This is a genomic window from Nesterenkonia haasae, from assembly GCF_010119385.1.
GTDB lineage: Bacteria > Actinomycetota > Actinomycetes > Actinomycetales > Micrococcaceae > Nesterenkonia > Nesterenkonia haasae.
In genome coordinates, this window is the sequence record NZ_VFIE01000017.1 from 452,985 (window position 1) to 460,017 (window position 7,033).

A 7,033-nucleotide genomic window follows, 5' to 3' on the forward strand; every position below is an offset into this window, starting at 1 on the left:
CGGTATCAGTCGATGATGCGATGAGCACCGTCACGGCGCGGATCGTCAGCTCCGGTGATGGTCCCAGACTCATGGTCGATGACCAGCGCCTGAACGGATCCGAAACTGGAGGTGGGCCACTCTTCAACACCCCACCCCAGCTCCTCTAGGTCGGCGATGAGCCCGCTGGACTGGCCCTGCTCCAGGTACAGGAGACTGCCCTCTCCCCGGAAACGCGGCGCCTCCAGTGCCTCCTGCAATTCAACGTCCTGCAGCGCCCACTGTGACAACACCGTGCCCAGCGCCGGTAGGATCTGCATTCCTCCAGGTGTGCCGATAGCCATGACCGGTAGGTCCTCCTCATCGAGGACCATAGTGGGGTTGGACCAGGTCACCGTCCGCCGACCCGGTTCAGGCTGGTTAGCCGGAGAGTCGATGTCCGAGAACCGTTTCAGCGCGTTGTTGAGGAAGTAACCATCGACCTCCTGCCCAGAGCCCCAAAAGTCGGTCACGGTGTTGGTCATGGAAACGGTGAGCCCGGTATCATCCACTGCTGAGATATGCGTTGTGTTGGCATGTGCGGAACCTTCGGGACCGCCTGGTGCGGCCTGCGGCAGCTCTTCTGGGCCCTCAGGCGCGATCTGGGCGTTGGCGTGGGGGTCGGTGAGCTCGTCCACAGGGACCTCGACCGCAGTCGGGTCTCCGAGATCGTTACGGATGGTCTCTTCCGCAACGCTCCATGCTCTGGACTGCGTGTCGATGTACTCTGCGGAGTCCGGGGCCATTTCTCCGACGCCGTCCGATTCGGCAATCTGCAGCATTTGGATCAGCGCAGCACCTGGCAGAGGTGGTGGCGCGGAGACGACCTCGTAGTCACCGAAAGCACCCGCCACAGGTTCGGCTGTGGCGATCTCGTAGTCAGCCAGGGAGTCACGATCGATGCCCTCAGCCTGCTGGGCGAGAGACTCGGCGAGCTGCCCTGTGTAGAAATCCTCCCAGCCTGCCTCAGCCAGGCGCTGCAGCGACTGCTCCAGTTCGGGCTGGACGAGCGTCTCGGAGGTGCCGAGTGGTTCGCCCTCCGGGTAGAACGCCTCCAGATCGCTGAGGTAATCGGGCCCCGCACCGGAGCTGATCCGGTCGCTGAGGTACTCAGACACAGTGAATCCGTCCCCTGCCAGTTCGATCGCTGGTGCGATGACCTGGTCCCACTCCAACTCGCCGTAGTCCTCATGGAGCTGCCCCATACCGGCGACGAACCCAGGGACGCCGGTGCCGGTGGCTGGGATGTCTCCACTTGTGTTGACCACCTCGCGGTAGTCGTAGAAGACCGGTTCGTCGTCTGGGCCCGCGATGATGACTGAGCCTCCTCCCCCCATACCGGAGGCCACCGGCTCCAGAACTCCAATGGCGAAGGCTGCGGCGATCGTTGCGTCCACTGAGTTTCCGCCCTCGTGGAGAATCCACTCCGCTGCGTCGACTGCCTGCTCATGTCCTGCGCTGACGCCGTGGGCGTGAAGGGCTGGGGACGACTCCTCCGCAGTCTCCGACTGCTCGGTCTCGGGGGTCGCGTCGGCTGTCGGCTCTTGTGTGGGCTCCGGCGTCTCCTCCTGGGTGGGCTCCTGTTCGGTAGTCGCCGGCGGGGACGGCTCATCCTCGGCGATACCGCACGACGACGCGCTCAGACACGCAACAGCGAATGGAGCGAGGAGGAAGGTCGTTTTCCGTTTCAGTGTTATCACCTCGTAAGAAAGTTGGGTAGTCGAAGCAGTGTTTCGAAGGGGCCGCGGGCCGCAAACGCGCGCCACAATACGCACAGCGCGATGATCAGTCCGATGATGACTGCACTGAGCAGCAGGCCCCGATTGGGGTTCTCGGAGGCCGGTCGGACCAGCACGGCAATCGCTGCCAGGTGGAGGCAATATGCGGTCAGCGCCAGCTGACCGGTCACCACCAGAGGGTACGCGAGCCGTCCGAGCCGTGGGGTGAGGATCAGCATAGTGCCGATTATCAGCGCTGACGTTCCAACGGCGGAGAGTACCCACAGGGGCATCTGGGAGTGACCTGAGGCCAGGAGCAGATGGTCTGGACCCACCTGTTCGGCGTCAGGTTCGCCTAGGATGCGAATCAGCGCCCAGGATGCCAGGGAGCACACACCGGCGGTGACTGCTCCGGCGATGATGAGCATGCGGTGCACCCCAGGGCTGCGCAGATCGAGTCTGCCCAGCCACATGCCGAACAGGAATGGCGCGATCCAAACGATAAGCGGGTAGGGCCCGGTCAGAACGATGGCAGCGGCTGAGTCGAGCGGATTGTGGACTAAGGAGGCCGGTCCCTCAGGCAAGTCTCCAACGCTGTGAAGCACAATATATGTGATCGGTCCAAATACCGTCATGGCGGCCGCAGTGCCCTGCAACCATCCGCTGGGCAGCCGGACCGCGACAAGGGCGCACACGAAGAGCGCCGCGTACAGCATGAGAATTACATTGACGCCGGTTGGGAGCTGCTGGAAGACCAGACCAAGGAGCATCAGTACCGCAGCCCGCCAGGCCAGACTCGGCCATAGCGGCGCAGACGTGAACTTCAGGCTCCTGGCGAGGATCGTGACGCCAATTCCTGCCAGAACGATGAAAAGGATGGCGGCCCGACCGTGAAGCACTGAGACGATCAGCGCGGGCAACCCGGCTGAGTCTGCCGCACCTACGTTAACGATGATCATGCCGAAGATCGCCAAGGCACGGGTACTGTCCAACGCCGTTATCCGGGATGCGGACTGTCCGTAAGTCGCCTGGTCTTCCACTTGGGTCATCGTAGCCAAATGTATCTCCGTGACCTGCGGGGTGCCTGAGCAGCGCCTCAGTATCTACGGCGGGTACGCCACTCCGGTCCCGGTGACCTGCAGACCAATCGTTTCACCCACTTCGAGTGGTTCGGCGTTGAGCTGCCGGACCCGCACTTCCTCATCGCGTCCGTGGATGCGGACCAGCGCTGTGGTGTCATGACCGAAGTAGTCGGCATCAAGGACCAGACCCAGCACGCCGTAGCCTGGGGCTGTGACCGCAATCTGTTCAGGCCGAAGCAGCAGACTTGCAAAGCCGGTAGGAGCGGCGTTGCGCAGCGGCACGGTTCCCAGCGAGCATTCCGCTGAGCCTTGTGAAACATAGGATTCCAACACCACGGCTTCCCCGAGAAACTGCGCCGTGCCGAGGTCGGCCGGGAGGCTGTAGATGTCTTCTGGCGCTCCGGCCTGCCGGAGGGTGCCCTCTTGGATCACTGCCACAGTGTCGGCGAAGGACAGGGCCTCATCCTGGTCGTGAGTCACCAAGAGAGCTGTTGTGCCGGTGGAACGCAGAACGCGTTGGACAGCTTTACGAGTACGTTCGCGCAGGCCCGCATCCAATGCGGAGAATGGCTCATCGAGCAAAATGATCTGTGGACTGCGACCCAAGGCCCGTGCCAGTGCGACCCGCTGCTGCTGCCCTCCGGAGAGCTGGTCAGGTCGACGGGCCGCGTACTCTGCCGGGAGACTCACCAGATCCAGTAGCTCATCCACTCGCGTACGCGTTCGTTGGCCCCGAGGCAGACCGAATGAGATGTTTCCCCCCACACTCAGGTGCGGAAACAACCCTCCGTCCTGCGCAACCAGCCCGATGGAGCGCCGGTGGGCGGGCCGAGCGGTGATGTCGGTCTCGTCGAGGCGGACAGTGCCGGCGTCAGGACGGAGGAAGCCCGCGACAATGCGAAGCAACGTCGTCTTACCTGATCCCGAGGGTCCGACGATGGCAGTGGAGGTACCTGCCGGGCAGGTCAGGGTGACGTCATGCAGAACCTGGTGGCTGCCGTAACTGTGGCTGACGCTTTTCAGGTGCAACGCACCGGCTGTGCCAGTGGGGCTCACGGTTCCTCCTTCAACATGCGGGAAATCATCAGCCACGCGGGTATAGCGGCCAACAGGACGAGCAGCACGGCGAACGGAGCTGCCGCTGCGAGGGATTCATTGCCGGTGTAGGTCCAGAGTCTGGTGGCAAGAGTGTCGAAGCCCGTGGGGCGGAGCATGAGCGTCGCGGGCAGCTCTTTGATGACTGTGAGCATTACCAGCAGGAAGCCGGAGCCGATACCGGGGGCCATTAGGGGAAGTGTGACTCGCACGTAGGCGGTGAGCGAGGATTTGCCCAGTGCCCGGGCAGCTTCTTCAAGTTCGGGAGGCGCACTGAGGGCCGCTGCGACCGCAGGTCCCAGGGCCAAAGGCAACATGAGCGTGCAGTAGGCGAGAACAAGCAGCCATGTTGTCTGGTAGAGCGCCGGGACCACAGAGATGCCCAGCATCACCACCGACAGTCCGATCACGACCCCCGGCAGCGAATGGGCGAGATACGCCAGTCGTTCCAAGCCGCGGGCGAGGATCGAGCCTCGGCGTGCAATGTACACCGACAGCGGCACTGCTAACAGAGTCGTAGCACCGGCACCTAGTGCGGCCACCCAGAGAGAGTTGCCGAAGGCTCCGGCCACCTCCGCTATGGATCCAGGCGTTGAGACACCCCGATAGGCCCAGTAGGCCAGTGCGGTGCCGGGAACAATGAGGCTAAAGAACACCACGCTCCAGGCAATTGTCAGGGCTGGGACTGTCCACCGGCCCATGCTCAGCCGCATCGCTGATCCCGAACCACCCGGGCCGATGGCCGCGTAGCGGGTGGAGGTCCGGCGAAAACGGCCTTCAACGAGAAGAACCACCATAGTCAGTACCAGCAGCACTGAGGACAGGGCGATACCGCCGAGGCGGTCGAAGCCCATAGAGAAACTGGTAAAGACTGCACGAGTAAAGGTGTCGAGGCGCAGGATTGACACAGCACCAAAGTCAGCAATGACGTAAATGGCGCACAGCAGGCCACCGGAGGTGATTGCTGGGGCGGCCTGGCGGACTGTCACGGTGAAGAAGGTGTTCACGGGACCACGACCCAGAGCCCTAGCGGCCTCCTCCTGCGCTGGCCCTACCCGGGTCAGCGCAGCCGCAGCCGGCAAGAACACATAGGGGTACGTCACTGTCGTGATGACTATTGTGGCTGCGATGAAGCCTTCGAAGGTGGTCCCAGGGTTGACCAGCTGGTTCATGGACTGCCAGCCGAAAGCTGCCACGTAGCTTGGCACAGCCAGTGGCAGCGCCGCCGCGACCGCCAGAGTTCGACGTAGCGGAATGGAAGTCCGCGTCACTAGCATGGCCATTCCGACTCCGATGACCAGACACAGTCCGGTGACCACGGCAGTCAAGGCCAACGATGTGCTCGCCAGGCGTGCGCTGCGGGTACTGAAAACAACCTCAAAGAAGTCAGCGGCGGGATATTCGGTGGCTCTGACGACGAGGTAGAAGAGAGGTAGCAGCGCCACACCTGTGGTCAAGCAGGCCAGGACCCCCAACCACCACGGTGCCCCTGAACCGTTCCCATTTCTCAAGAAGCTCCTGCGCCGAACTCTGACTCGCCCCGCCGGGCCGGCAGGCACGGTTAGGCCGCCCGGCTCACCGAGCCGAGCGGCCTGTTCCGCAGGAGATTCGGAAATAGTCGAGATGGAGCTAGCCCGCCATTCCCGCTTCGGTGATCATCTGGATTGTGGTTTCGAGGTCGTCCAGTTGATTCAGATCAATATCAGGCACATCGAGCTCATCGAGGTCCGGAAGTCCGGCCGGCGCGTCGAGTCCATCGACCATGGCGTACTCAGAGGTTTCTTCCACGAAGTACTGCTGGCCCTCCTCGGAGAGGAAGTACTCCAGGAGCTCGACTGCGGCCGCGCTGTCCTCATTCAGTATTCCGGCGCCGGCGACGTTCATCAGCGCTCCAACATCTCCGTCACCGAAGAGATGGTTTGCTGCAGGCAGATCTTCGGGGTCAACACCGCGTTCTTCCGCCTGTGCGTAGAGATAGTAGTGATTGACCAAACCCATCTCCAGAGCGCCGTCGAGCACCTCAGAGACGATCGGTCCGTTGCCCTCCCGGTACTGTGGGTCGTTCTCGGTCATCTGCTCTAGCCAATCTTGGGCGGCATCTTCACCCTCGGCGACGCGGAATGCAGTCACGAATGCCTGGAAGGACGCGTTGGTCGGGGCAATGCCCACCCGCCCTTCGAACTCCGGGCCAGTGAGGTCTTCAACTGTGTTCGGAAGCTCGGACTCATCAACGAGATCAGTGTTGTAGATCAGCGTCCGCAGGCGCCCTGACACACCTACCCAGGTGTCTGCATCGTCCCGGTACAGCTCAGGTACGCGGTCAAGAAGATCCTGGTCGAGGTCTGCGAACATCCCTTCCTGCGCCACTGCTCCGAGCGCTCCAGCGTCCTGGGCCAGGAATACGTCTGCCGGAGTGTCCTCACCTTCTTCCAACAGTTGTGCGGCGAGTTCTGCGGTTTCACCGAAGCGCACTTCAACGTCGATTCCGGTCTCATCCTGGAACTGGTCAATCAGCGGCTGAATCAGTTCTTCATTCCGGCCGGAGTAGAGCACCAGGCTCTGAGCTTCGGCCCCCTCTGCCCCGTTGGCGCCGTTGCCGTTGGTGGTCTCCTCATCATTTCCGCAGGCAGTGAGCACCAATGCGGAGGCGGCTGCGACAGCTAATGCCGAACGGGTTGTGCGAATCATTCGTTTGGGTCCTTTCCAAGAGGCTATGAGTGCCCTTGGGTGCGCGTGCGGGTCTCCACTGCGGAAACCCAGATCACTACTATACGTCACAAAAACATTGCCTAATTGTCTTGCGTAACACAGGTGACCCTAAAGCAGGAGAGCCGCCACCAAAGGCAGCGTCAGCAGCGACACTCCGGTGGTTCCGACCAGCACTGCTGCGGCCATCCGACCGTCGCCGTCATATTGCTCGGAGAAGATGAAGGCGGTGGTCGACGAAGGAGTCGCTGCGAGGATGATCAATGTGCCCGCCCACACCGGCCCCAGTGCGTCATAGAACGGTAGTACTGCCAACCAGGTCAGGGCCGGCAGGAGCAGAAGCTTCACGCCAGTTCCGATACCCACCGACAACAGCGGTACAGCTCCACTGCGCACTCCCTGCAGAGCCGGATG

At 62.3% G+C, this 7,033-nt stretch carries 6 protein-coding genes; all 6 read right to left on the minus strand.

Annotated elements, in window-relative coordinates; all coding sequences use genetic code 11:
• Positions 1-5 precede the first annotated feature (5 nt).
• Complete coding sequence (locus FH975_RS02170) at positions 6-1,718, minus strand: gamma-glutamyltransferase family protein (protein ID WP_162319822.1); 1,713 nt, start codon at positions 1,716-1,718, stop codon at positions 6-8.
• Positions 1,715-2,785, minus strand: a complete 1,071-nt coding sequence (locus tag FH975_RS02175; RefSeq protein ID WP_162319823.1) for a DUF418 domain-containing protein — start codon at positions 2,783-2,785, stop codon at positions 1,715-1,717. The genes FH975_RS02170 and FH975_RS02175 overlap by 4 nt, the downstream gene beginning before the upstream one ends.
• Before the next feature lie 54 nt (positions 2,786-2,839).
• Complete coding sequence (locus FH975_RS02180) at positions 2,840-3,874, minus strand: ABC transporter ATP-binding protein (RefSeq protein ID WP_162319824.1); 1,035 nt, start codon at positions 3,872-3,874, stop codon at positions 2,840-2,842.
• Complete coding sequence (locus FH975_RS02185; protein ID WP_202922942.1) at positions 3,871-5,424, minus strand: ABC transporter permease; 1,554 nt, start codon at positions 5,422-5,424, stop codon at positions 3,871-3,873. Before FH975_RS02185 ends, FH975_RS02180 begins: the two co-directional genes overlap by 4 nt.
• Before the next feature lie 118 nt (positions 5,425-5,542).
• Complete coding sequence (locus FH975_RS02190; RefSeq protein WP_162319825.1) at positions 5,543-6,601, minus strand: iron ABC transporter substrate-binding protein; 1,059 nt, start codon at positions 6,599-6,601, stop codon at positions 5,543-5,545.
• A 129-nt stretch (positions 6,602-6,730) separates the two neighbouring features.
• Positions 6,731-7,033, minus strand: a 303-nt coding sequence (locus FH975_RS02195; protein ID WP_202922943.1) for an AEC family transporter, incomplete at its 5' end; no start/stop codon positions are given.